The organism is Providencia sp. PROV188 (assembly GCF_027595165.1).
GTDB classification, from domain to species: domain Bacteria; phylum Pseudomonadota; class Gammaproteobacteria; order Enterobacterales; family Enterobacteriaceae; genus Providencia; species Providencia lanzhouensis.
The window spans coordinates 2,806,794-2,831,039 of record NZ_CP097291.1 but is presented as its reverse complement, the minus strand read 5'-3'; the positions used below and the strand labels follow the sequence as shown (position 1 = coordinate 2,831,039).

The window sequence follows — 24,246 nt, the reverse complement described above, 5'->3', positions numbered from 1 at the left end:
GCTGAGCAACATTGTTGAGCGGAGGGGACATGTCACATCTGACATCTGAAAAAGGGCTATTAATTTCAAAAAAAGGATCATTTTTGGGATGCAGATTCGAACGCCATTTTCCTTTGGTTCCGCTGGCATTCTTGATAGGCGCATGCCTTTATCCAACATGGGCGACGGCAGAGTTATATTTTAACCCTCGTTTCTTAGCGGATGATCCTTCAGCAGTCGCAGATTTATCTGCGTTTGAACAAGGGCAAGAAGTTCCTGAAGGGACTTATCGTGTTGATGTTTATCTTAATGATGGCTATTTACTCACCCGGGATGTGAATTTTGTTCTGGATAAAAATGATAAACAGCTGTCCCCTTGTTTGACGCCTAATGAATTGGCCAAGATGGGGATCAATACATTAGCGCTGCCAGAATTACAGACGAAGCCCAAAGATACCTGTGAACCATTATCATCCACCGTGAAGGATTCAACGGCGAGATTTGATGTGGGCTTGCAACGGTTATATATCACCGTTCCACAACTGTTTATGAAAGACAAAGCGCGAGGTTTTATTCCTCCAGAACTTTGGGATTCAGGGATCACGGCAGGGATTTTAAACTATAGCCTGACGGGAAGCAGCGCACGTAATCAAGACGGAAAGCACAGTAGCTATAACTATTTGAATCTACAAAGTGGTTTAAACTTTGGTGCGTGGCGCTTACGGGATAACTCCACATGGAGCCACAGCACAGGCACAGCAAATAGCGAAACTCGCTGGGAGCATATCAATACCTATTTAGAGCGTGGCATCAATGTGATCCGCTCTCGTTTGACACTGGGTGATAGCTACACTCCGGGAGAAATTTTCGACAGTGTTAACTTCCGAGGCATTCAATTAGCCTCGGACGATAATATGCTGCCTGAAAGCCAAAAAGGATTTGCGCCCGTGATCCGAGGGATCGCTCGCGGTACAGCGGATGTCTCTGTTAAGCAAAATGGCTATGAGATCTATCGCAACACATTCCCACCGGGACCGTTTGTGATTAACGATCTCTATTCTGCGGGAAATAGTGGTGATTTGCATGTGACTATCACGGAAGCGGATGGATCCGTACAGAGCTTCACCGTGCCATATTCATCCGTTCCGTTGCTCCAACGTGAAGGGCATACACAATATGCCGTCACTGTAGGGGATTACCGTTCGGGAAGCGGCAATCAGGAAAAACCGACATTCTTACAAACCACGTTACTGCACGGTTTGTCATATGGCTGGACGCTCTATGGTGGAACTCAGTTAGCCAATCGTTACCAAGCTTTTAACGCAGGGATAGGTAAAAATATCGGTGTCTTTGGGGCGCTATCTATCGATATTACCCATGCCAATGCCAAATTACCGGATGATAGCAACCATCAAGGTCAGTCAATTCGTTTCTTATATAACAAATCTCTGAATGAAACGGGCACGATTATTCAGCTGGCGGGTTATCGGTATTCAACAAAGGGTTACTACTCATTTGCGGATACGACGTACAAACGGATGTCAGGGTATAACCTTGCGACGCAAGACGGCATTATCCAAGTGACACCTAAGTTTTCTGACTATTACAACTTAGCTTATAACAAGCGCGAAAAAATTCAGTTAACTCTAACCCAGCAGTTGGGTGAGCAATCCACTATGTATGTGACGGGAAGTCATGAAACGTATTGGAATACCAGTAAAGCGGATAAGCAATTACAGGTAGGGATTAACACCCTGATTAAAGGGATTAGTTGGGGATTAAGTTACAGTCTGTCCAAAAACTCATGGCAGGATGGCAACGACCAAATGCTGGCATTGAACGTCAACATTCCCTTTAGCCATTGGTTACGTTCAGACAGTCAGTCTATCTGGCGTAATGCCAGCGCAAGTTACAACGTTTCTCACGATCTCAAAGGTCGCGTAAACAACACCGCCGGTTTATACGGAACGTTATTGGAAGACAATAACTTAAGTTATAGCGTTCAAGCTGGGTATGCAGGCGGTGGACAAGGTAACTCTTCGGGGACAGGCTATACGTCACTGAACTATCGCGGGGCTTATGGAAATGCCAACGTCGGTTATAGCTATGCCGATAACATTCGCCAAGTTTACTACGGTTTGAGTGGGGGCGTCTTAGCTCATGAAAATGGATTAACGCTGAGCCAGCCAATGAACGATACCGTGGTATTAGTGAAAGCGCCAGGTGCGGGACATGTGAAAGTCGAAAACCAAACGGGGGTTGAGACTGACTGGCGGGGCTATGCGGTATTACCTTATGCCACTGAATATCGTGAAAACCGTATTGCTTTGAATACCAATACGTTAGCGAATAACGTGGATCTGGATGATCCCGTTCTGAATGTGGTGCCAACTCGTGGCGCTGTCGTTCGCGCTGATTTCCAACCGAAAGTTGGGATCAAAGTGCTGATGACATTAACTCGCCATGGAAAACCGGTGCCATTCGGCTCGGTTGTTTCTTCTGGTGAAAATAGTGGTGGCAATATTGTGGCGGAAGATGGGCAAGTTTACTTAACTGGTTTGCCGTTAACCGGACAATTAATCGCACGTTGGGGAGATGGGGCGGATGCTCAGTGTAAGGTCAATTACACACTGCCAGCAGAAAGCCAATATGAAATCCTCAGTAAGTATAGTGCCGAGTGCCTCTAAGGAGCCCATAGTGTTTGATAAATCGAATATTTTCTTTGCCTCAATGTTGACCTCTTTGTGCTTGTGTTCCAATGCATTGGCGGCGGATAGCACCATTAACATTACAGGCAATGTACGAGATAACACTTGTGCCGTGGCTCCTGGTTCACAAAATCAAGTGGTGGATTTGCTCCTGAATGCGGTGAAACAGCTGCACTCAGTGGGGGAAGTGACGCCAACAGTGCCGTTTCGTATTGAGCTAACACCTTGCGGTTCTGCGGTAACGGCAGTCAAAGTTGGGTTTGTCGGTATTGCAGACTCGAGTAACAAAACCTTGTTGGCATTAGAACCCGGCAGCGCAAATGCAACAGGGGCTGGTATTCAGATTTTAGACAGTGCTAAAAATCCATTAGTCCTCAATGCGGACTCAAATAATATTGCATGGACGCCTTTAGTGGCAGGAAAAGCCAATACGCTCAATTTCAATGCACGTTTAATGGCGTCAAAATTGCCCGTTACGGCAGGGCATATTCGAGCAACCGCCACATTTACGCTTGAATTCCAGTAAATAGAGGATGCGATGAATGACGTATAAATCAACAATGATGACAGCTTTATTTTTGGGGCTGTTATCTTCATCAATAACCTCCACACACGCGGCTGACGTAACTGTGACGGTCAATGGGAGCGTTGTTGCAAAGCCTTGTACGGTATCAACTAAGACGGCCAATGTGGATTTGGGTGATCTTTACACGTTCAATTTAACCTCTCCGGGATCAGCATCGGATTGGCATACGGTGTCGTTGGATTTGACCAATTGCCCTGTTGGTACATCAGTGGTTATGGCGACCTTTAAAGGTGTCGCTGATTCGGTGGGATACTACAAAAACCAAGGTACGGCAGGCAATATCCAGCTGCAACTTCAAGATTCATCGGGTAATAACTTAAATAACGGCGCACAAAAACGCATGCCAGTCAGCGATGCAACGCTTTCAACCAGTTTTCCTTTACAGGTAAGGGCAATATCGGTGAGAGGCGGGGCGACACAAGGCACCATCCAAGCGGCAATTGATGTCACCTACACGTATCTGTGAGCAATATTATGAATATAAAACAGCTAGTTAAATTAATCTTTATTAACGCATTTATCTATTTTGCCGGTGTTTCTTCGGTGTATGCTTTTACCTGTTACGACTCAACAGGAAACGTTTTAAGCTACACACAAAGCCCAGTGACTGCCAATGCGTATGTTAACTTGCAGCCAAGTGTTCAAGCTGGTCAAAACTTAGTGGTCGATTTATCGAATTCAATATTTTGTAAGAACGATGACCCATCAGCGCGACGTGACCAAGTGAACATGATCCGTGGTTCCGCTTATGGTGGAGTATTGAATAACTTTCGAGGCTCATTACGGTATTATGGCTCAAGCTATACGTTCCCTTTGACTAACCCAACTCACCAGCAAGATTTTCCATCGGGCAATTACACAGCATGGAATACCCAATTGTATTTAACTCCAATTTCTGCGGCGGGAGGTGTAGTGGTTAACCGAGGAACCCACTTTGCGACATTGGTAATGTACCAAGTTGGTTCTAACATAGTAGGGGGCGGTAACGTCAATACATCGACCTTTACATGGAATTTGTATGCCAACAATGATGTTGTGGTGCCTATTGGTGGTTGTGATGTTTCTTCGCGTAATGTGGTCGTTAACTTACCGGAATATCCAGGAAGCGCTCAGCCGGTACCGTTATCTATCTATTGTGCTTCGAGCCAAAATATCTCCTACTATTTAACGGGAACAACCGATACGAGCAGCAATATTTTTGCTAATACACTGTCTGGTGCTAATGCCGCAAAAGGAGTAGGGATCCAAATGGTTCGCAATGGTAATGCAATTCCAGCAAACCAAAACGTTCAGTTAGGTCGAGTAGGAAGTTCAGCGGTGAACTTAGGACTAAGCGCGCGATATTCAAGAACCCAAGGTCAGGTGACGGCAGGGAAAGTGCAGTCGGTGATTGGCGTGACATTTATGTACGATTAGTGAATTGAATTAGATAGATGAAAAGGCTCAAGAAGAAATATCTTGAGCCTTTTTGCGTTAAATAAAGATTCATATGCTCAGCAGAAATTCGGATGATCCGTTGTGATAGGGGAGCAGTAGATCTTTTATCATTTTCCCATCACAGAGACCTCAACCTATTAATATTATTGTAGAATATGGTCATTATTATCGTTTTGGTAATCTTGGGTTTTATTTTACAAACTCTGAATACAGACCGCAGACCACCCACAAAAAATCCTTCAAAAAAGAATAAATGCCAAATAATAAATTATAAATAAATTTTAATAATCATTAATACGTATTATTAACCGATGAAAATAATTTGCAAACGAGATTGGTTATCAATATACTTTTTTCGACCAGTTAAAAATACTCAATATACTAGTTTAAGCATCACTTCACCTTGGAGAAGATAGCAACATGTTGAAAAAAATGTATTTTTTACGTAATAAAACGCGTTTAATTACGTTGGCCTCATCGCTTATTGTTACCTGCGCATTGCCTGCCATGGCAAAAGATTCCCTAACGTTATATACCACTCGTGAGCCGGGGCTGATCCAGCCACTGCTGGATGCCTTTACTAAAGAAACTGCCATTGACGTCAACACTGTCTATGTCAAAGACGGCATGTTAGAGCGCGTCAAAGCGGAAGGTAAAAACTCTCCCGCAGACTTATTAATGACGGTGGATGCGGGTAACCTCATCGATTTAGTTGAAGCAGGTGTTACGCAGCCTGTTGATTCAAAAGTATTAACTGATGCTATTCCAGCTTCATTACGCGACAAAGATAACCAATGGTTTGGTTTATCGATGCGTGCTCGAGTGCTGTATGCGGAAAAAGATTTACCGTTAACTAGCATCACGTATGAAGATTTAGCCGACCCTAAATGGAAAGACAAAATTTGTATCCGCGCAGGCCAGCACCCGTATAACACAGCGTTAGTGGCAGCAATGATTGCCCACGACGGTGAAGCGAAAACGGAAGCGTGGTTACGCGGTGTGAAAGCTAACTTAGCACGTAAAGCAACGGGCGGAGACCGTGATGTCGCTCGTGATATCCTTGGCGGTATCTGCGATGTCGGTTTAGCGAACTCTTACTATGTGGGTCACATGAAAAATGCCAAAGAGGGCACTGACGCACGTAAATGGGGAGATGCTATCAAAGTGGTTCAGCCAACCTTTACCGATGGCGGTACGCACGTCAACATCACTGGTGCAGCCGTTGCGCGCCATGCTCCTCATAAAGCAGAAGCGGTTAAGTTGATGGAATATCTGGTTTCTGTTCCTGCACAACAGCTGTACGCGCAAGCAAACTATGAATACCCAATTCGCAAAGGCGTTCCACTGGATGCCACTATCAATAACGCAATTGGGGAAATCAATGTGGATACCCTCCCACTTACTGAAATTGTGAAATACCGTAAACAAGCGAGTCAGTTGGTAGATAAAGTTGGATTCGATCAATAAAACTGGCTTAACCTCTACGCGCGGGGCTTTCGGGCTGCCGCGCGTCGGTTTCTCGCCATTAACTCTTTCCGTGGTGGTCATTACGCTTGGCGTTCTGACCCCTTTGTTGTTTTTATTGGGTCTGGCCGCAAGCTCTGGATTCAGCCATTGGGAACATTTGATGCGCTATGTGCTTCCCGATGCCATCTTAAATACCTTAATTTTACTGCTGGGTGTTGGTGCCATGGTGATGACCATTGGGGCGGGGTGTGCCTGGCTGGTGACCGCGTTTGATTTTCCTGGTCGAAAGCTGTTTAGCTGGGCGCTGCTACTGCCCCTTGCGATGCCAACCTATATTGTGGCGTTTGCATGGTTAGATTTACTGCATCCTATTGGACCGATTCAAGAATTTATTCGTAGCGTGTTAGGGTACGACTCGCCGCGCCAATTCCGCCTCCCTGATCTTCGTTCAATGACGGGCGCCATTTTGTTGCTTGGACTGGTGCTTTATCCCTATGTTTACTTGACCATGCGAGCCATGTTTATGAGCCAGCCAGCCCATTTGCTGGAAGCGGCTCGAACCCTTGGGCTCAGTTCCACGGGAACATTTTTCCGAGTGGCGTTACCCATGGCGCGCCCTGCTTTAGTAGTGGGTACTAGCCTCGCTCTGCTGGAAACCCTCAATGATATCGGCGCATCGGAATTTTTAGGTGTGAATACATTGACCGTGACGGTGTACACCACATGGGTGACTCGCTCTGATCTACCCGCTGCGGCGCAAATTGCCTGCTCGATGTTAACAGTGATTATCTTGCTGTTAGCGTTAGAATATTACGGTCGAAAAAATCAGCGTTACAGTACTGGGCGGCAAATGCGTGGGATCTTGCCATCGCGTTTAACTGGATGGCGAGCTATATTAGCCACGTGTGTCACCGCGCTACCGGTGGTGTTAGGCTTTTTAGCACCGGCACTTTTTTTGGGATGGGAAAGCCTTAAACGCATCAGTGACAGCATGACAATCTCAAGCAGCCTGTTGCAATCACTACAAAACTCATTATTGCTAGCGGCGGGTGTCACCGTCGTGGTGACGTTGGTGAGCATTGTGGTAGCGTGGTATGCCAGAGCGAGTGCAATTTCTGGTTCATCTCAAGAATGGCGACGAGCCTTAATGAAAATTGCGTCGCTGGGTTATGCAGTACCAGGAACGGTATTAGCGATTGGTTTGTTAACACCGGGTATGGCGCTGGATAATTTTCTGGCGGAGCTATTGGATTTTCGAGGATTACCGCTGTTATCTACGGGAATTTTATTGGTTATCTGCTGCTCAATTCGATTTATGGCGATCTCCATTGGGGCGATTGATGCTGGGTTAACCCGTATTCCGCCGAGTATGGAACAAGCCTCAAGGCTGTTAGGGGAAAGCGAGCTGCGAACGTTCTTTCGAGTGCACCTTCCGCTATTACGTCCGGCACTTGTCACCAGTGCTTTATTGGTTTTTGCGGATGCGATGAAAGAGTTGCCGACCACATTACTTTTACGTCCGGTGAATTTTGAGACGTTGGCAACCTCGCTATATGCGGAGGCAGCGCGAGGAACCTATGAAGAGGGCGCGATTGCGGCACTATTAATTGTGCTGGCAGGGACATTGCCTGTGATCCTCCTAGCGCGCAGTCAGCTGACATCATCTCAATCAAAACGGTCGTCTCAATAAAAATGATTATGTTAAGGAATGTCTTCGGTGTCTGATTCAACCTTAGTTCTTGACAATGTCCATGTTTCTTATGGCAGCAAACATCAACGTAACCATGTACTTAATGGTTTCTCTTTGCATATTGATGCTGGGGAAATTGGCTGTTTACTTGGGGCTTCAGGATGCGGAAAAACCACTGCCTTGAGAGCGATTGCTGGGTTTGAGCAGGTAGAGCAAGGAACCATCTACGTGGGTGGGCGCTGTGTTGCGGGTCCAAACCTTCATTTGCCGCCTGAGCAGCGTAATGTTGGGATGGTTTTCCAAGATTATGCCTTGTTTCCTCATTTAACGGCGGCGCAGAACGTGGCATTTGGGCTAAGAAAACAGCCTAAAGAGCAGCAACACGCTCGCGTTCAACAACTATTAACCTTGGTTGAATTGAGCGGTTTAGCGGAACGCTATCCTCACGAAATGTCGGGTGGTCAGCAGCAGCGTATTGCATTAGCACGAGCGTTAGCGCCACAGCCAGCGGTACTGTTGCTGGATGAACCGCTTTCTAGCCTTGATCCAGATAGCCGAAAACGCTTAGGGCAAGAAGTGCGGGATATTTTACGTGCGGCGGGGCAAACAGCACTGTTGGTAACTCATAGTGAAGATGAAGCTCAGTTAATGGCAAATAAAATCAGCTACTTAAAAGAGGGGCGTTTACTCGAGGAATAGTTGAGGATCGTGAAAACCCAATGCCGCACAAACGGCATTGGGAAGTCGATTATTTAAAGCAGGTTTGCGCCCAACGGGCTAACCCAGCGGTAACCGAGCCAAAGTCATCACCACGAACAATGGGAATGTTCGGCAGTTGTTCTTGAATCGCTTGATGTAAGATAGGCGAGCGAGCGCTACCCCCGGTGACAAAAATAGCGTCCGGTTGAACGCCTCCTTGTACAACGGCTTCTTTCACCAACTCAATCATTTTGCTTTTTGGTGATTCAATCGCATCAATTAACTGATCACGTCCAATATTCACTTCAAGCAGCTCTTTTGATAATGCAATTTTCGCCAAGTAATTTTGCTCATCAGAGAGTGCGATTTTCGCCTCTTCCGCTTTGCGTACTATGCTGTAACCCAGCGTTTGGTGATAAACCTCGAGCAAACGTGCCAGCAAGGCTGGCTCTTGAGCATCTTGTTGTAAGCGGGTTAATGCATTGAGGTTCGCGCGAGAATAAAACTCTTTTTGCGCTTCCACATTATTAATGGCAATCGGGTTCCAAAACTGCAATAGAGGCATTTTGATTCCCGATTGATATTGGCTTTCCATACCAAAAAGCTGCATTAACTGTTTTAAGGCAATGAAAATATCCAGATCGTTTCCGCCAACACGTTGACCTGTATGTGCTAGCAAAGAACTTGTACGATCGTGGCTATCTTTGTAACTAGGCCCCATTTGGATCAGTGAGCAGTCGGTGGTTCCCCCACCAATATCCACCACTAAAATGGTCTGATCTTTGGTGAGGGTGGATTCATACTCTAACCCTGCGGCAACGGGCTCAAACTGGAACGCAATATTCTGAAATCCAGCACGTTTAGCGGCTTTTAATAAGATAGCTTCCGCTTGCTGATTCGCTAGCTCGCCACCACGTCCATGGAAGTTAATTGGGCGACCAATCACGGTGTCAGTGATGGTTTGTTGGGTACTTGCTTCGGCAGTATGCTTGATATTTGCCATCATGGCGCACACTAAATCTTCGAAGAAACTGACTTGGGTTTCGTGTAAGCCTGATGCACCTAAAAAAGACTTAGGTGATTTTACATAGTAGACATCACGAGGATCGCTTAAATATAAGTCCAGCGCAGCTTGCCCGAAAACAATATCTTCCGGCTCCAGTTCAATGCCTTCATCCTGATTAAACGCAATAGAGCGTCGGAGGATTTGCTGACCAACTGAGTCTGTCGGAGAAATATTCAGATGGCGAAATAAGTGCTCTGAAACCGATTCTCTTGTCGGCGCACACAAGGTTGATGGAATATAAAAATTGCTGCCTTCAAGGGGTAACAATTGCGGTTTACCATCTTTCATGATTGCGACGGAGCAGTTAGATGTTCCGTAGTCAAAACCAATAAACATTTCGCCTCCAAAATCTAGGGTGCTTTGAAAAAAGTGGAAAACTGTATATCAACCTTGCGGGAAATGCTATTGGAACTGCATTTTTATTTTGTGTGGGAAACCTAATTTGGCGCAAGGATAAGAGCAACATGATTTTGTAAGATAAATAGTATTATTTATTGTGAAAGACCCTATCGAGTATCAAATGAGTCAAGCCAAAATTGAATTGATGTCTGAAATTACATGCCCAGAATGTGGGTGTTTGAAAATGGAAGAGATGCCAACCAATGCTTGTCAGTGGTTTTATGAATGTACAGGTTGCGGCGTCTTATTAAAGCCATTAGAAGGGGATTGCTGCGTATTTTGTTCTTATGGCACAGTGAAATGCCCGCCAATCCAAGAAGCAGAATTAACAGGCAAGCCTTCATGTTGCTGTAAATAAAGTACCGAGAAAAATCATTAATTTCGTAGGGGATAGATAATATTCAATTAAGTATAATTATCTATTCTGACAATTTTTACGCCACAAATAATTAAATTCCTCGATCGGAAACTCCATTTCGTCTCTATCCAATAGTGGAATAGAAACGACATTTCTACCATCTTCATTTAGATACGTTTTCACCATAAAACGTTTGTAGCTATAGCTATTTTTTGCATCAAATATCAGAACTTGACCACAAACATAGCCTAGCATACCGCGATCAGAGGTCTCTCTGATGACATGGTATTTCACATCTTTAAATTCGACGGTTTTAGGGAAACTCAGCAGGTCTTCCACAGCCCGCTCTGATTTCTTGATAACATCTAAATCAGGTGTGTAGTTAGCCATTACTCCTGCAAGAAATGATCCTCCTGCGATAAGAATAATCACTAAGATAGAAAGCATCTTATTCGTCATGATATTTTTCTAGATTATTATATTTAATAAATAAACTTATTATTATTTTTTATCAATTATGGATACCGCGAGGTAATAAAGGTTCAGGAGCCTTTATTATTTGTATTCACTGTTTCCCACTATTTTCCATTAATTTAGCCATGTGAATGGCTTCAATAATTTGAGCGCGATTGACTCTAGGATTATTACTATCAAGTAGGTTTTGCCAGATATTAATCGCCGTTGTGTAATTGGCATTGATAAAGGCATCTGAGGCTAATAACATCAATGCGGTGACTTCATTCTTATCTAGACTTAATGCTTTGTCTATCATTTTTTGTGTGTCATTTGTAACCACTTGTCCGGCTTGGTAATACATCACCGTGGCAATTGCGGCATAGAGTTGGGCATTCTCTCCGCGATATTTGAGTGCGTAGCCATAGGCAATTAAGGCATTTTCATAGCTATTTTGATAAAGATAGTATTCACCTAAAACAGCCCAAAGCTCACTGTTTTCAGGGGATTGTCGAATATCTGCTTGTAAACGTTGTAGATCCTGCGTTTCACGCTCCAATGGTGTGAATAGCAAGATAGGGTCATTTTGTCTTTGATATAAATCAAGTGTTGAATGGAATCGCGGTAATAAAAAATATCCCGCTATCATAATGCAGATTATGATGAGAATAAGGGTGTTACTTATCTTATTCCAATGAGAATGCTGAAGTGTTTTTTCATTATTGATAGCCGGTAATAACTGTATGTCAGAGTGAGTCTGGTTGTATTTTTCTATTAATGGAATCGCATTATCTAATAAAATAATGGGCTGATTAATTTTATTTTTTACTTTTAATGTTTTCCATAAAATAAAGATAATACAAAGAACAGCAAATACGGGAAGTAACCATAATAGTAGGGTACTAAGCGTTAATGGGGGATTATATAAAACAAAGTCACCATAACGCTCGGTCATATAGCGTTTAATCTGAGATTCACTTTTTCCTTCAGAAACCATTTTAAAGACTTGATGGCGCATGCTGACCGCGGTAGGTGCATTAGATTCTAATAAATTTTGGTTTTGGCATTGCGGGCAACGTAGTTGTGAAGCAATCTGCAAGGATAATTCCTGCTCCTCATTGGAATTAAATGCCCATGTATCCACTATTTGGGCGTGAACATTCAAGGAGCACAAGAGCAGAAACAGCATAACGATTTTTTTAATCATGCTTCCGCCCCCTAAACCAACTCATCAGCGCACCTAAGCACATCACAAATCCACCACCCCAAATCCATTGAATGCCTTCTTGTACATAAAAACGCATCGCATAGCGCTCAGTGCCCGTTTTTTCTCCCAGCACCACATACCAAGATCGCAACCATCCCCAGTGGATCCCCGGTTCTATCATCAGTTGCTGGCGAGCCATATACAGGCGGCGTTCAGTGATAAGATCAAAGCCATTTTGACCTGCATTTTGACTGACGTGGATCAGCGCTTTCTCGGTGGTGTAGTTAGATTCAGCTGCCAGTTGTAATTGTTGAAATTGGAATTGATATCCGCCAACTGAGATTGATTGCCCGACGGCGATATTTTGGCTGATTTCTGATTTCTGTGTTGAGGAAAGGGCAATTCCCATAGCGAACATCACAACCCCAGCGTGGGCGACAATAGCAGGGAATTTTTGCTGAACAATCATCGACAGTCGCTGATGTAGTTTGTGATTTCCGTTCTTGGCAATATCGCGATATTTGAGCGTGGCAAGCGCTATTACCACCAGCATCAACAGGCCAAATGGCAGTAATGTCTGATTGAAATAGGGAGCCCCCACCGAGATCTTACCTAACCCTAATAAACCATAGAGCATCGGGTATAAGGTGCCAGTCAGTACGATACATAAAACCGCGGTAAACAAAATCAAAGTCAGTAATAAATAGATTTCTCGCGATGTTTTGCGCCGAGGCTCTTGAGGGGGAAATTTCGCCTTCCAACCATAAATAAACAGAGCACCAAGGCTTAAAACGCTAAAGAGTAAAAATAGCGGAACGGCACGCACGTTATCTAAGGCAAATGCATGAACGGACACTAAGATCCCAGAGCGGACAATCAGTGTACCGAGCAGCGCTAAAATTAATGTGATAATCGCCAGCAACAGGCTCCAGTGGCGATATAGCCCTGTTCGGCGAGTGATAGATAAGCTGTGTAGTAATGCCGTGGCAGAAAGCCAAGGAAGTAAAGAGGCGTTTTCAACAGGGTCCCAAAACCACCATCCTCCCCAGCCTAATTCACTGTATGCCCACCAAGAACCGAGGATGATACCGCTAGTGAGTATGCACCAACTTGGTACCGCAAATCGCCAACACAACTGAGCAATAGTCTGGCTGGAATTTTCGGGAAGTAGGGTAGGTGTCGCCATTAATGATGCGAGCACTAACGCTGCCACTAGCATCAATCCGCTGTAACCAAGGTAAAGTAGCGGCGGGTGTAAAATTAGTCCCCAATGTTGCAGCATCGGGTTGAGGTCGCGACCTTCAATTGCAGGCGGAAACAGGCGTTCAAATGGGTTGGAATAGAACACAACAAACAGCAATAACGCCGTGCATATAGCAGCCAGTACACACAACGTTAAAGGGAAAAATGGGCTATTTTGGCGGCGATAACGCCATGCAAATAAGGTAGTCCAGCCAGAGAAAAACAGAACCCACAGCAGCAGCGAACCTTCGTGCCCTCCCCAAACGGCAGCAATTTTAATCACTAGGGGGGATAAACTGTGGCTATGCTGAGCCACATAAATAACGGAAAAATCACTGAATACAAAGCTGGCGGTTAAACAGAGAAACGCAGTTAATAAAAAAGTGAATTGCAAAGACGTCCAGAGCACGCCCTGAGACATTTGCCTCGGGACGTGCCTGAAAACGCCGATAAACCCCAATAGGGTATGATAGCCGGTGATACACAGCGCCAGTAGCAAGCTGATAAACCCTATTTCGGGAAGGAAAATTTCCAAGTATCACCTTTATTTTAAGTCGGTTATGCGACTGTCAGTTGCCCTGCGTACAGGACGAAAAAACGCAGGAAAAACACGCCAATTAAGCTTGCGCCACTGACCACAATAACCCGAAAAGCTTGGCTACCTTGTTGTTGCCATTTTTTCAACAGGAGGGGAATAACAAAACCAATCCCCACGACGCCAAGCCAGAACCACCACGTCCAGAAACCTCCGCCTAATGCCGCAATTAATGAACGCAGTTTGCCATCATCACCGAGCGCTAGCCCCACAAAGAAGGCCGCTAGCAAAAATATCTCTAACCAGACAACGAAGCTTTCTACGCGGTGTAAAAAGACCGTTTCAGGGTTATGAACATTCTTGCGATAGCGTAGGGCAATTGCCAGTAAACTCACCGCCAGTCCCGACGAAATTCCCGAAAAGAGAAATAGAGCCGGTAATATTGGGTTGTTTAAGAACGGATAGGATTTGAGGGCTGATAACAAGAATCCCGTATAAGCGCCCAGTAATACGGCTAAGACTAGCATAGCAATATCTAACCCGCGCATGATGCGACTTAGCCAGCCTAAAACGCGAGGCACTATCGTTAGCTTAGGTAGCCATTTTTGTTGTAGCCCAACGAGTTCTTGCTCATAAATTTTAGCCAGCCAAACCACTAACACCGCCATGTAAACTTGGAACAGCATTACCCCCATGGACATCACAGAAGTTGGGCTGTAGTGAAACATCAATTTCCAGAACGTCCATGGACGGGTTAAGTGGAAAATGAGGATCAGTAGACCAAGAATAATGGTGGTCGGCGCTAAAATTAGCGTTGTACGCATGATAGTACTATTGCTGGTGGCAGCATTGGGTACATATTGGCGCATCAATACTGCCAGAACCACTAACCCCGCAGAGATACCAATCAAAAACAGGTAAACGGCGATAGGCCAGTCCCAGACTAACGACTCAAAATGAAAAGCTGAAGTGGTTGTCATTGGCTAACCTCCCCATATTTAAAGGGAACTCGGTACATTTTGGGTTTCGTTCCCAGTGCAATTTTGAATCGATAGGTCGGTTTTTCATGGAGCATTAGTGATACCGCACTGTTTGGATCATCTAAATTACCAAACACCAACGCTTTGGTTGGGCAGGCTTCGACACAAGCTGGTTGCTTCCCTTTTTTGAGATTGGTTTTACGGCAAAAATCGCATTTATCGGCGGTTTTGCTGATGGGATGAATAAATCTGACGCGGTAAGGGCAGGCGGCAATACAGTATTGACAACCAACACATAGGTCAGGGTTTACGTCCACAATCCCCGTGGTTTTATCGATGAATGAAGCCCCTGTAGGACAGACATCGACACAAGGGGCATGTTCGCAATGTTGGCAAGAGTGGCGGAAGAACCGATATTTGACGTCAGGAAATTGGCCGATGGGTTCACTACGAATAATCGTTAGGCGTGATACGCCTTCTGGAACTTGGTTGACTTCCCGACATGCATCCATACAGGCGGTACAGCCGATACACAGTGTTTCATCGTGGATCATGCCATATCGCACCCCGTCAACTTTCATGGTATTGGCGAGAGAATGCCCCGCCACACCGCCTACCGCCGCCAGTGTGCCTGAATAGATTATGAATTGACGACGAGAACAACTCATGGCTGCTCCTTAAGAACATTCACCGCAGCGGGGTTAAAGTTCGGGTTATCTCGCTGATCTGAGTGACAATCCACGCAGATTTTGACCTTACCTTTATCGTTCAGCACTTTCATGGTGTCTTGCTTAGGATGGAGGTCATGACAACTCGCGCAAGCCACTTTGGTCACGTGAACATCGTGGGGCCAAAACGCTTTTTGCAGTTGTTCAGGTAAGTGGCAAGATAAACAGACGCTATTTTGTTGTTCCACGCTGTACATTGGATCATTAAACCGCATGACGTCTTTGACGCCTTCACGGTGATTGGGACCCGGTTTGCCGTGACAATTGGTGCACGTCACCGGCAAATTATTATTCGGGTTAATGACCTCAGCATGAGTGCCATGCATCCCTTCTTTATCGGGTTTATGGCAATCAAGGCAAGCATTGTCTGGATTACGCTGCTGCGTAACTTGCCAACGACCGTCTTTGTTAGCTTCTTCAGCCATTTGTGGTGTTGCCGACGCGGATATCGCCCATAACAAGCCTGACGCCAGCACCCCAGCAGTTAATAACGAACGTAGTACGCTCATATTCACTCCATTGGTTATCGCACCCCAGCGAACTGGGGTGAGTGGTTATTTGGCTAACAGGTCGTTTTTACGAGCTTGTGCATCCCATTCAGGTACCACAGTCTTTAAAAACTCTTGTTTTTCGGCATTAATTTTCTGCATATCCAAGCCGATGGCTTGTTGCGCTTTATCTTTGGTGGAGATATCTGGGATCGCGATTTCATGAGTAATGCCTTTTGAACCCAGTAAACGCGCCAGTTTGGCTCGGGCATCTGCGGCTTTATCCATTGCCCCACCAAGCATACGTAACCCTTCATCTGGTGCATGCATGTGGATACCGTGTGACGCGATAGCTAAATCCCAACGCCACTGCGCATGACGGATATCAGCAAGGATATCTTTCATTTCAGCATCGGTTGCGCCTGCATCCCAAGCTGCTTTAGCTTCAAAGTGAGCGCGTACTAACTGATCTTCCACTTTGATTTTCATCTCTTGGATAGCTTTTTTACGCTCAGCAACGATACTTTGAAGTTGCTCTTTGCTTTGGGTATGACAGCTACTACAGGTTTGTTCAAAGTTATCGAATGGATTACCGATTTTATGGCTGGTATACAGTTCCCCTTTTTCGTTTTGCAGTTTTGGCATGTGGCAGTCAATACAGGTCACATTGTTTTTGCCGTGGATACCTGCGCTCCAAGTTTCATACTCAGGGTGTTGGGCTTTGAGCATTGGGGCTTTAGACAGGGAGTTTGTCCAATCAGAGAAGGCAATGTTGTCGTAGTACACTTCCATGTCTTCGACTTTGGTGCCGTTATCCCAAGGGAATTTCACGGCTTTAGTTTCGCCAGAGAAATAGTATTCAACGTGGCATTGACCGCATACCATAGATTGTTGGTCGAAGCGGCTCGCTTTATCGAATGGTTTACCGATAGCTTCCATGGCACGTTCTGCGTATGGGCGAGAAAGAGTGAGTTCAGGCTTACCTTTGGCAAACTCAGGTGAGTCTGTTTTGTGGCAATCTGCACAGCCCAATACGTTGACGACTTCAGGGCCTCCTTTTGCCCATTTGCCTTTGAAGTAGCCATCTTCCCCATGTTCCTGAATTAATCGAGCAACGTCAGGGCTTTTACAGCTCCAACATGCCATAGGAAGAGGACCATCTTCAGCATTTTTTGGCGCGCCAGTCCGCAGTGTTTCACGAACATCGATAATCGCATAGGCGTGACCACGAGGTTTATTGTAGTCACGAGAGAAAGGATAACCTGCCCATAAGATGACGAGGCGAGGATCTTCAGCCAGTGCATCTTCTCGTTGTGATTGTTCTGAAGTTGCTCGCCATGAATGGTATTGATCAGGGTGTGCCGCTTCAAACGTTTCGTTTCGAGCGTTGATGGTTGATGTGGAATCTTTTGTTGGAGTTTGTGCCTGTACAGAGGTAAATAGAAATATCCCTGCAAGCACACTCAGTAGGTACAGTGCATTATTTCTTATCTTTGCCATAAGGGCCTCGAGTGTTTTTAAGCCAGCCATCCCATTAGCTGTATTTATTTTTATATTTGATAACAATCGCACTATTGCTATCAGACAATTGCCAACTTATATAATTAGCAAAAAACCACACAAAAAATATTGTCTTTGATCAATAATTAAAATGAGTTTACTTTTTAATCGATGAAAAATAATAAAAATGGAGAAAATTGAATAAATAAAAAAATATTAAATTTTATTTTTTAACGCAGAGTATGGATTAAATCATTAAATAATAATGATTGTTATTTACACTTTGAGTTTTTCATTATCATGCTGATATTTATAATTAATTATATTTTTACTAATACAATGGATTAATAAGTTGGTTAATTTTTGAATTAAAACGTGCGTAAAATCAAAAAAAGTAAATATAGTTTTTTGTAAAAGTGCTCATGATATACTACTTTAGTGGTATATATTTTCATTAATTATAAATTTGACTATTAAAAATAAGGTTTAAATTCGCAAATCATATTTATTAAATGTTAATGAATAATTATAAAACGACCTCAAATCTGCCTTTCTCGATATTTGTACAGTGTCTTCGATGTGAAACGTCAAAGAATGACTATTTTCTTCATAATAACGCCAAAAGTTAGTTTACCTACTAGGTAGTATGTATTTTTGATAGTTAGCTAATTAATATTCACAATAAATAATCATATAAAAAGTACGGTTTATCAGTCTCTTTTAGCAGTTTTTGGTTGGGCAATGTAAAGGAAATAAACATGGTTGATATCACCCGTAGGGGAGTTTTAACGGGGGCTTGGCGTAATGCTGCACCCGTAATTCGACCACCATGGAGTGGTAGCGAAGCACGTTTTATTGAACAGTGCACTCGTTGTAACCAGTGTATCAAGAGTTGTGAAACGGCAATTTTGCAACCAGGTCCTGGTGGCTATCCCATGGTCGATTTTCAGCGTGGTGAATGCACATTCTGTTATGCATGTGCAGAGGCCTGTCCTGAGCCTATATTCCTTCCTCAAAATACCCAGCCTTGGAATATCAAGATTGCCATTGGGCAACACTGTCTGGCGTACAAATCGATTGAATGTCGTCGTTGTGAAGACAGTTGTGAGCCTCAAGTGATCGCCTTTCGTCCATCACTGGCCGGTATTTACCAGCCAAACATTGATATGCAGGGTTGTACAGGTTGTGGCGCATGTGTCGCAGGATGTCCTGTATCAGCCATTACCATGGAGCATGAAGATGCACAATAACTGGCAAGTTTGCAGTTTGATTGTTCAAGTCAAAAGTGAACGCATTCCAGCTGTGACAGATGAATTACATCAAGAACCCAACTGCGAAGTGGCTATTTCCTCCCCTGAAAATGGCAAGTTAATTGTGGTTGTGGAAGGGGAAGACAGCAAAACGCTTTTAGATACTATCGATTTTATCCGTGATATCGATGGTGTATTGGATGTTTCACTGGTTTATCACCAGCAGGATGAGCAATGTGAGGAAAAAGTATGAAACTCAGTCGTCGTAGCTTTATGAAAGCCAATGCGATAGCGGCCGCTGCTGCGGCGGCAGGCGTTGGCGTACCAAGTATTGCGAAAGCAGTGGTTGGTCAGCAAGAAAGCATTAAATGGGATAAAGCACCTTGCCGTTTCTGCGGTACAGGCTGTGGGGTTTTAGTTGGAACGCAAAACGGACGTATCGTTGCGAGCCAAGGTGACCCTGAAGCTCCTGTAAACCGTGGTCTGAACTGCATCAAAGGCTATTTCCTACCAAAAATCATGTACGGAAAAGACCGTTTAACTCAACCGCTTTTGCGTATGAAAGACGGTGAGTACGATAAAAACGGTGAATTTACCCCAATTACATGGGAAAAAGCCTTTGATGTGATGGAAGAGAAAGTCAAAACCACCCTCAAAGAGAAAGGTCCTGAAGGTATCGGAATGTTTGGTTCCGGTCAGTGGACGGTTTGGGAAGGTTATGCTGCATCCAAACTATTTAAAGGTGGCTTCCGTTCAAATAACTTAGACCCAAATGCACGTCACTGTATGGCATCAGCGGTTGTAGGCTTTATGCGTACTTTTGGTATGGATGAACCGATGGGCTGTTACGATGATATCGAACATGCAGATGCTTTCGTGCTGTGGGGTTCGAACATGGCGGAAATGCACCCAATTTTATGGTCGCGTATCACCAACCGTCGTCTATCTAACCCTGATGTTCGTGTCGCTGTACTGTCTACATTTAAACACCGTAGCTTCGAATTAGCGGATAACGGCATTGTCTTTACGCCGCAATCAGACTTAGTGATCCTCAACTACATCGCTAACTACATTATTCAAAACAATGCGGTGAATCAGGACTTCCTTGATAAACACGTTAATTTACGTCGTGGGGTTACTGATATTGGTTATGGTTTACGTCCAACGCATCCTTTAGAGCAAAAGGCGAAAAACCCAGGTTCGGATGCCTCTGAGCCAATGACATTCGAAGATTACAAAGCGTTTGTTGCGGAATATACCCTCGACAAAACCGCTGAAATGACGGGTGTTCCGAAAGATCAGTTAGAAGCGCTAGCTAAGCTGTATGCAGATCCTAACGTGAAAGTCGTTTCCTACTGGACAATGGGCTTCAACCAGCACACGCGTGGCGTCTGGGCGAATAACTTGGCATACAACCTGCACTTATTGACCGGTAAAATTTCTCAACCAGGTTGTGGACCGTTCTCCTTAACAGGTCAACCGTCAGCCTGTGGTACTGCGCGTGAAGTGGGGACGTTCTCTCACCGTTTACCAGCCGACATGGTGGTCACCAACGAAAAACACCGTGAAAAAGTGGAAAACGTGTGGAAATTACCAGCGGGAACTATCCCAGAAAAAGTGGGATTACACGCTGTTGCTCAAGACCGCGCATTAAAAGATGGCAAGCTCAATTTCTATTGGGTGATGTGCAATAACAATATGCAGGCGGGTCCAAATATTAATGAAGAGCGTATGCCAGGTTGGCGCGACCCACGCAACTTTATTGTGGTTTCAGACCCATACCCAACTGTCAGCGCACTGTCTGCTGACCTGATTTTACCGACAGCGATGTGGGTAGAAAAAGAAGGGGCATACGGTAACGCAGAGCGTCGTACACAATTCTGGCGTCAACAAGTGCCAGCACCGGGCGAAGCAAAATCTGACTTAATGCAGATGGTGTTGTTCTCTCGTCGCTTCAAAGCGGAAGACGTTTGGCCGGAAGAGTTATTAGCGAAGAAACCAGAATATCGCGGAAAAACGTTATACGACATTCTGTTTGCTAACGAATCAGTGACCAAATTCCCAATTACAGAACTGGCGGCTGACCAGCTGAATGATGAATCTCGTGAACTCGGCTTCTACCTGCAAAAAGGGCTGTTTGAGGAGTACGCAAGTTTCGGTCGTGGTCATGGTCATGACTTAGCGGATTTCGATGCATACCACAAAGCTCGCGGTATCCGCTGGCCAGTTGTGGATGGCAAAGAGACCCAATGGCGCTACAGCGAAGGTAATGACCCTTACGTAAAAGCTGGGCAAGGTTTCCAATTCTACGGCAAGCCAGATGGTAAAGCGGTGATTTTCGCACTGCCATTTGAACCAGCCGCAGAAGCGCCAGATGCTGAATACGATTTATGGTTATCCACCGGACGCGTTCTTGAACATTGGCATACTGGCAGTATGACTCGTCGCGTGCCTGAGTTGCACCGTGCATTCCCTGAGTCCGTGGTGTTTATGAACCCGCTGGATGCAAAAGCGAAAGACTTGCGCCGTGGGGATAAAGTGAAAGTGCTTTCTCGCCGTGGTGAAGTGCTCTCAACCGTGGAAACTCGTGGTCGTAACCGCCCACCAAAAGGTTTGATTTATATGGCATTCTTCGATGCATCTCAGTTAGTGAATAACCTCACTCTGGATGCAACGGATCCGCTATCGAAAGAGACGGATTACAAGAAATGTGCAGTTAAATTGGAAAAGGTGTAATTGCGTATGTCCCAGAAACCGAGTTCCCAGAATAGTCGCCGCCGTTTTTTGCGTGATGTTGCTCGCGCAGCGGGTGGACTGGCGGCTGTTGGTGTGGTACTGGGGCTTCAGCAACAAACCTCCCGAGCGAGCGGAGTGCATCTTCGCCCGCCGGGTGCCTTAGACGAAAGTGCCTTTGCAAGTGCCTGTGTACGCTGTGGTCAATGTGTGCAAGCGTGTCCTTACGACATGTTGAAGCTTGCTACATTGGCGTCTGGCATGGCAGCCGGTACACCGTATTTTATTGCTCGCGAAAACCCGTGCGAAATGTGTGAAGACATTCCTTGCGCCAAAGTGTGCCCAAGTGGTGCGTTGGATAAGGATATTGCTTCTATCAATGATGCTCGTATGGGGCTAGCAGTGTTACTCGACCAAGAGAACTGCTTGAACTTTCAAGGGTTACGATGCGATGTGTGCTACCGAGTTTGCCCTGTGATTGACGAAGCTATCACACTGGAACTTGAACAAAACCATCGAACCGGTAAACACGCGCGTTTCTTGCCGACTGTGAACAGTAATTACTGTACGGGGTGCGGTAAATGCGAACAAGCGTGTGTGCTTGAGGAATCAGCAATTAAAGTATTGCCACGTTCGCTGGCGAAAGGGGAATTAGGTCACCATTACCGTTTTGGTTGGCTGGAGGGAAACAATGGCAAATCGTAAGCACGATGCCGGACGTGAGGCTCTGGCGAAAAAAGGGTGGTGGGGAAGCCATAAATGGTTGGTATTAAGACGTACCAGTCAGTTGTTAGTGTTAGCCATGTTTTTGAGTGGTCCATGGTTAGGCGTGTGGATCTTACATGGTAATTACAGTAGCAGTTTATTGCTGGATACGATCCCATTGACGGATCCGCTAATTACTCTTGAAAGCTTAGCAAGTGGTTACTTACCGGGGATCTCCGCGTTAATCGGTGCCGGGATTGTTTTGGGGGTGTATGCCCTGTTAGGAAAACGGGTTTTCTGTAGTTGGGTGTGCCCTGTTAATCCGGTCACGGATGCGGCGGCATGGCTACGTCGAAAATTCGAATTCAATCAATCCGCCACGATCCCACGTTACATCCGCTATGTTTTGCTGGGTGTCATTTTGTTGGGATCGGCATTAACAGGTACGTTGCTTTGGGAATGGATTAACCCCGTTTCTCTGATGGGACGTAGCTTGATTTTTGGTTTTGGTAGCGGCGCTTTAGTTTTAGTTGCACTTTTTTTATTCGATTTATTGGTCGTGGAACATGGTTGGTGTGGTCACTTATGCCCACTCGGCGCACTGTATGGTGTCGCGGGGTGTAAAGGGGCTTTAGTCGTGACCGCCCATAAAAAAGAGCAGTGTAATCGCTGTATGGATTGTTTCCACGTTTGTCCTGAGCCGCAAGTTTTGCGCGTTCCGGTTCTTGATAAACAAGCCCCAGCACAGATCACGGCGAAAGATTGCACGACGTGTGGTCGCTGTATTGATGTCTGTTCTGAGGACGTTTTTAAAATAACACTAAAATGGAGTTCGGGAGCTAAATCATGAAAAACCCTGTCCTGAAAAGAACTTTAAGCCGTTGGATAGCGGGTATGGCCGTTGTCGTGAGCAGTTTTGCATGGTCGGCGAATGGCGTCGATCTGGCTCAATCACCAGAAGTGTCAGGCACACCAGAAAGTGGCATTCATATTCCTAAAGAGCAGGAAAAAATGGCACTGAACTACGTTAACCAGCCACCGATGATCCCTCACAGTGTTGAAGGGTATCAAATTACCACGAACACAAACCGTTGTTTGCAGTGCCATGGTGTGGAAAATTATCGTACCACTGGCGCACCACGTATTAGCCCAACACACTTTATGGATGCAACTGGTAAAGTATTAGGTGAAGTGGCACCAAATCGTTATTTCTGCTTACAGTGTCATGTTCCTCAATCTGATACTGCGCCGATTATCGATAATACCTTTACCCCATCTAAAGGCTTCGGGAAATAAGGGGCGGATATGACTAATAAAAGTGATAAACCGGGGATCATTCGCCGAGTTTGGCAGTGGTGGTGGCGCCCAAGCCGTTTAGCGTTGGGAACGTTGTTGATTATCGGTTTCGTTGGCGGTGTTATTTTCTGGGGCGGTTTCAATACCGGAATGGAAAAAGCGAACACGGAAGAGTTCTGTATTAGCTGCCATGAAATGCGTGAAAACGTCTACGAAGAGTATATGGATACCATTCACTATACTAACCGTAGTGGGGTGAGAGCGACATGCCCTGATTGCCACGTACCTCATGAGTTTGTGCCAAAAATGGTGAGAAAAATCAAAGCCAGTAAAGAGTTATACGGTAAGATTTTTGGCGTGATTGATACACCACAAAAATTTGAAGCTCATCGTCTAGAAATGGCGCAGAACGAGTGGCGGCGGATGAAGGATAATAACTCCCAAGAGTGTCGTAACTGCCACAACTTCGAATATATGGATTTTACCGCTCAAAAAAGTGTCGCTGCAAAAATGCATGACCAAGCGTTAAAAGACGGAAAAACCTGTATTGATTGCCATAAAGGTATTGCGCATAAGTTACCAGATATGCGAGAAGTGGAACCAGGCTTCTAAGAAATAGGCTAGCTGGCTAATTGAGTCAGCTAGCCTAAGTTGTATTTGTGATAAATCAATAAAATTACGTGGTTTTTGTGTATTGTAGCTATTATTAATGCACAGCATTTTGTGAGATAAATCGGGGC

General features: G+C 45.0%; 23 protein-coding genes. 15 read left to right on the top strand and 8 right to left on the bottom strand.

Annotated elements, in window-relative coordinates:
* The first annotated feature begins 29 nt into the window (after positions 1–29).
* The 7 genes from M5X66_RS13030 (at position 30) to M5X66_RS13000 (ending at position 8,566) form a co-directional block, all read left to right on the top strand.
* Positions 30–2,666 carry a fimbrial biogenesis usher protein gene (locus tag M5X66_RS13030; protein ID WP_270103626.1) on the top strand — a complete coding sequence of 879 codons (2,637 nt, stop codon included), beginning with the start codon at positions 30–32 and terminating at the stop codon, positions 2,664–2,666.
* A 43-nt stretch (positions 2,667–2,709) separates the two neighbouring features.
* Entirely contained in the window at positions 2,710–3,213 is a 504-nt protein-coding gene (locus M5X66_RS13025) for a fimbrial protein (RefSeq protein ID WP_036952253.1), read from the top strand.
* A gap of 34 nt (positions 3,214–3,247) precedes the next feature.
* A complete protein-coding gene (locus M5X66_RS13020; protein ID WP_036952250.1) occupies positions 3,248–3,739 on the top strand; it encodes a fimbrial protein in 492 nt (163 codons plus the stop codon).
* 8 nt (positions 3,740–3,747) lie between these two features.
* Positions 3,748–4,689: a fimbrial protein gene (locus M5X66_RS13015; RefSeq protein WP_154600064.1), complete on the top strand. Its 942-nt coding sequence runs from the start codon at positions 3,748–3,750 to the stop codon at positions 4,687–4,689.
* Positions 4,690–5,142: 453 nt separating this feature from the next.
* Positions 5,143–6,177 (top strand): Fe(3+) ABC transporter substrate-binding protein, encoded by a 1,035-nt coding sequence (locus M5X66_RS13010; protein WP_036952248.1) that lies wholly within the window; start codon positions 5,143–5,145, stop codon positions 6,175–6,177.
* Positions 6,161–7,867 (top strand): ABC transporter permease, encoded by a 1,707-nt coding sequence (locus M5X66_RS13005; RefSeq protein ID WP_270103625.1) that lies wholly within the window; start codon positions 6,161–6,163, stop codon positions 7,865–7,867. Before M5X66_RS13010 ends, M5X66_RS13005 begins: the two co-directional genes overlap by 17 nt.
* Positions 7,868–7,894: 27 nt before the next feature.
* Positions 7,895–8,566 carry an ABC transporter ATP-binding protein gene (locus tag M5X66_RS13000; protein WP_036952118.1) on the top strand — a complete coding sequence of 224 codons (672 nt, stop codon included), beginning with the start codon at positions 7,895–7,897 and terminating at the stop codon, positions 8,564–8,566.
* 49 nt (positions 8,567–8,615) lie between these two features.
* Here M5X66_RS13000 and yegD read toward each other — a convergent pair whose 3' ends face one another.
* Positions 8,616–9,968 carry a molecular chaperone gene (gene yegD, locus M5X66_RS12995; RefSeq protein ID WP_036952117.1) on the bottom strand — a complete coding sequence of 451 codons (1,353 nt, stop codon included), beginning with the start codon at positions 9,966–9,968 and terminating at the stop codon, positions 8,616–8,618.
* A 184-nt stretch (positions 9,969–10,152) separates the two neighbouring features.
* Between yegD and M5X66_RS12990 the strand changes: the two genes are divergently transcribed.
* Complete coding sequence (locus M5X66_RS12990) at positions 10,153–10,389, top strand: GDCCVxC domain-containing (seleno)protein (RefSeq protein ID WP_036952115.1); 237 nt, start codon at positions 10,153–10,155, stop codon at positions 10,387–10,389.
* A gap of 57 nt (positions 10,390–10,446) precedes the next feature.
* Here the strand turns inward: M5X66_RS12990 and M5X66_RS12985 are convergent, their stop codons facing one another.
* From M5X66_RS12985 to nrfA, 7 genes are all read right to left on the bottom strand, one after another.
* Entirely contained in the window at positions 10,447–10,848 is a 402-nt protein-coding gene (locus M5X66_RS12985) for a hypothetical protein (protein WP_270103624.1), read from the bottom strand.
* A gap of 106 nt (positions 10,849–10,954) precedes the next feature.
* A complete protein-coding gene (nrfF, locus tag M5X66_RS12980) occupies positions 10,955–12,049 on the bottom strand; it encodes a heme lyase NrfEFG subunit NrfF (protein WP_036952112.1) in 1,095 nt (364 codons plus the stop codon).
* Entirely contained in the window at positions 12,042–13,826 is a 1,785-nt protein-coding gene (locus M5X66_RS12975; RefSeq protein ID WP_270103623.1) for a heme lyase CcmF/NrfE family subunit, read from the bottom strand. The genes nrfF and M5X66_RS12975 overlap by 8 nt, the downstream gene beginning before the upstream one ends.
* Before the next feature lie 23 nt (positions 13,827–13,849).
* Complete coding sequence (gene nrfD, locus M5X66_RS12970; protein ID WP_036952110.1) at positions 13,850–14,806, bottom strand: cytochrome c nitrite reductase subunit NrfD; 957 nt, start codon at positions 14,804–14,806, stop codon at positions 13,850–13,852.
* On the bottom strand, positions 14,803–15,474 hold the full coding sequence (nrfC, locus tag M5X66_RS12965) for a cytochrome c nitrite reductase Fe-S protein (RefSeq protein WP_270103622.1): 672 nt from the start codon (positions 15,472–15,474) through the stop codon (positions 14,803–14,805). The genes nrfD and nrfC overlap by 4 nt, the downstream gene beginning before the upstream one ends.
* The gene (gene nrfB / locus M5X66_RS12960) at positions 15,471–16,043 is read right to left on the bottom strand and encodes a cytochrome c nitrite reductase pentaheme subunit (protein ID WP_036952108.1); all 573 of its coding nucleotides are present in this window, start codon (positions 16,041–16,043) and stop codon (positions 15,471–15,473) included. The genes nrfC and nrfB overlap by 4 nt, the downstream gene beginning before the upstream one ends.
* 45 nt (positions 16,044–16,088) lie before the next feature.
* Positions 16,089–17,522 carry an ammonia-forming nitrite reductase cytochrome c552 subunit gene (gene nrfA / locus M5X66_RS12955; RefSeq protein WP_036952243.1) on the bottom strand — a complete coding sequence of 478 codons (1,434 nt, stop codon included), beginning with the start codon at positions 17,520–17,522 and terminating at the stop codon, positions 16,089–16,091.
* A gap of 758 nt (positions 17,523–18,280) precedes the next feature.
* Here nrfA and napF point away from each other — a divergent pair.
* From napF to napC, 7 genes are read left to right on the top strand one after another with little or no spacing between them, the layout of a single operon-like run.
* Positions 18,281–18,772, top strand: coding sequence for a ferredoxin-type protein NapF (gene napF / locus M5X66_RS12950; protein WP_108478306.1), 492 nt, complete (start codon positions 18,281–18,283; stop codon positions 18,770–18,772).
* Positions 18,756–19,025 carry a chaperone NapD gene (napD, locus tag M5X66_RS12945; RefSeq protein ID WP_006660695.1) on the top strand — a complete coding sequence of 90 codons (270 nt, stop codon included), beginning with the start codon at positions 18,756–18,758 and terminating at the stop codon, positions 19,023–19,025. Before napF ends, napD begins: the two co-directional genes overlap by 17 nt.
* Complete coding sequence (gene napA / locus M5X66_RS12940) at positions 19,022–21,508, top strand: nitrate reductase catalytic subunit NapA (protein WP_036952103.1); 2,487 nt, start codon at positions 19,022–19,024, stop codon at positions 21,506–21,508. Before napD ends, napA begins: the two co-directional genes overlap by 4 nt.
* A gap of 6 nt (positions 21,509–21,514) precedes the next feature.
* Positions 21,515–22,210 (top strand): ferredoxin-type protein NapG, encoded by a 696-nt coding sequence (gene napG, locus M5X66_RS12935; RefSeq protein WP_036952102.1) that lies wholly within the window; start codon positions 21,515–21,517, stop codon positions 22,208–22,210.
* Positions 22,197–23,060 carry a quinol dehydrogenase ferredoxin subunit NapH gene (gene napH, locus M5X66_RS12930; protein ID WP_036952100.1) on the top strand — a complete coding sequence of 288 codons (864 nt, stop codon included), beginning with the start codon at positions 22,197–22,199 and terminating at the stop codon, positions 23,058–23,060. Before napG ends, napH begins: the two co-directional genes overlap by 14 nt.
* The gene (gene napB / locus M5X66_RS12925; protein ID WP_036952098.1) at positions 23,057–23,506 is read left to right on the top strand and encodes a nitrate reductase cytochrome c-type subunit; all 450 of its coding nucleotides are present in this window, start codon (positions 23,057–23,059) and stop codon (positions 23,504–23,506) included. The genes napH and napB overlap by 4 nt, the downstream gene beginning before the upstream one ends.
* Before the next feature lie 9 nt (positions 23,507–23,515).
* On the top strand, positions 23,516–24,118 hold the full coding sequence (napC, locus tag M5X66_RS12920; protein WP_154609421.1) for a cytochrome c-type protein NapC: 603 nt from the start codon (positions 23,516–23,518) through the stop codon (positions 24,116–24,118).
* Positions 24,119–24,246: the final 128 nt, after the last annotated feature.